This is a genomic window from Desulfurellaceae bacterium (assembly GCA_021296095.1).
Classification (GTDB): domain Bacteria; phylum Desulfobacterota; class Binatia; order Bin18; family Bin18; genus JAAXHF01.
In genome coordinates, this window is the sequence record JAGWBB010000177.1 from 4,187 (window position 1) to 6,117 (window position 1,931).

General features: G+C 61.9%; 3 protein-coding genes. 1 reads left to right on the forward strand and 2 read right to left on the reverse strand.

The features are described 5' to 3' along the window. A partial coding sequence (locus J4F42_22555; protein ID MCE2488305.1) for a CoA transferase occupies window positions 1-584 on the reverse strand: 584 nt, incomplete at its 3' end. Between the two features lie 132 nt (window positions 585-716). Between J4F42_22555 and J4F42_22560 the strand changes: the two genes are divergently transcribed. Then, window positions 717-1,580, forward strand: coding sequence for a hypothetical protein (locus tag J4F42_22560; GenBank protein MCE2488306.1), 864 nt, complete (start codon window positions 717-719; stop codon window positions 1,578-1,580). Between the two features lie 15 nt (window positions 1,581-1,595). On the opposite strand, the gene J4F42_22565 is transcribed toward J4F42_22560, so the two are convergent. Beyond that, the coding region (locus tag J4F42_22565) for a hypothetical protein (protein ID MCE2488307.1) at window positions 1,596-1,931 on the reverse strand (336 nt) is incomplete at its 5' end.

A 1,931-nucleotide genomic window follows, 5' to 3' on the forward strand; every position in this document is an offset into this window, starting at 1 on the left:
ACGTGTTGACCGCGACCGGTTTTGTCGCGCTGGAGCAGGGCCGACAGGATGCCGACCGCGCAGTGCAGGCCGGTGCCGGTGTCGGCGATGGTTGGGCCGGGCTTGATCGGCGGTCCGCCCGGCAGGCCGGTGATGCTGATCGCACCGCCGGTGGCCAGAGCGGCCGAGTTGAAGCTCTTATAGCTGCTCCACGGACCGTAGGTGCCATAGCCCTTGATCGTCGCGTAGACGAGGCGGGGATTGATCTCGCTGAGGGCCTGGTAGCCCAGCCCCAGTTCCTCCATCGTGCCCAGCGAGAAATTTTCGATCACCACATCGACCTGGCGGGCCAGCGAGCGGAACAGGTCTTTGCCCGACTCGGACTTGAGATCGAGGGTGATGCCGCGCTTATTGGCGTTCAGCAGCACAAACAGATACGAGTCCATATCCGGCTTGTCACGCACGAAGCTGCGGCCCGGCTCCCCCCGGCCCGGCGGTTCGAGCTTGATGACATCGGCGCCTAAAAAGGCCAGCAGCTCGGTGCAGGCCGGTCCGGCTTCGTAATGGGTCAAATCGAGAATGCGAATATGGTCGAGTGCCGACATGGGACCTCCCCCTGTTCCACTGGCGCTTCAGTCGGGCCAGCTTACCACCTCACAGGTCGGACTGCCAAGCTTGCAAAAGTACGCGGTCAAGGAAATAATCAGCCTCACACAGTTTAGCGAAGGAGAGGAAACATGGCCCAGCCCAAATATGACCGCAAAACGCAGGACGTTGGCAACATCATCGGCATGGAACACGTCAATGTGACGGTTCCCGATCAAGAACTCGCCCTCCGCTTCTACATCTCAGGACTCGGCCTGACCCGCGACCCGTATATGATGGTCGGACCGGAAAACATGTGGGTCAATGTTGGCGAGCAACAGTTCCACCTGCCCACCCGCGACCCGCAGGTGCTCACCGGCTGTATCGGTCTGGTCGTGACCGACCTCGACGCGCTGCAACGGCGGCTGACCAGACTCGAAGACAAATTGACCGGCACGGCCTTTGGCTGGAAGGCTCGCAAAGACTATGTCGAGGTGACCTGCCCGTGGGGCAACCAGATCCGCTGCCACGCCCCAGGTCCAGAGTTTGGCGATATCAGCCTGGGCATGCCCTACGTGGAGGTATCGGTCAAACCCAGAACCGCCCGGGGCATCGCCGACTTCTACCGCACGGTCATGCACGCCCCGGCCACGGTGGTCAAAGACGGGCAGGGCACGATGGCCCAGGTCGGCATGGGCTGCTCCCAGGTGCTGCGCTTCCGGGAAACCGACCAGCCCCTGCCCGAGTATGACGGGCATCATATCGCCGTCTATGTGGCCGACTTTTCGAGCCCCCACGCTGTCTTAAAGCGCCAGAAGCTGATCACCGAGGAATCCAACGACTATCAATACCGCTTTCAGGCCATTGTGAATCCCAAGACGGGCAAGCTCTTATGCGAGCTCGAACACGAGGTCCGCAGCCTGTATCACCCGATGTACGGCCGCGAGCTGGTCAACCGTAACTCGGCCCAGAATATCTTTGCCTACGCCCGCGGCCGGGATGCCTTTGTCCAGTGAGGGAAGACCCGAGCCTCAGTAGCCGCCGTGTTTATCGACCACATTGTCGAGCGCCTCACCCCGCAGGAACTTGGCCAGGTTGGGTCTGAAGACCTCGGTCGCGTGTTTCCAGTACTCGGAGCGTAAGCCCGAGTAGTGCGGGGTCAGGATCACATTCGGCAGCCGAAACAGCTCGCTGTCGGACTGCGGTGGCTCGGGGTCGGTCACATCCAGGCCGGCCCCGGCAATCCAGCCCTCTTTCAACGCACGGACCAGGACCGACTCCTGAATGATCGGGCCACGTCCGACATTGATGATGTGGGCGGTCGGCTTCATCAGCCGCAGCTCCTGCTCGCCGATCAGGCCGGTCGT

Coding starts and splice junctions, on each gene's coding strand:
- J4F42_22560 (MCE2488306.1), top strand. CDS start 717: ATGGCCCAGCCCAAATATGACCGCAAAACGCAGGACGTTGGCAACATC.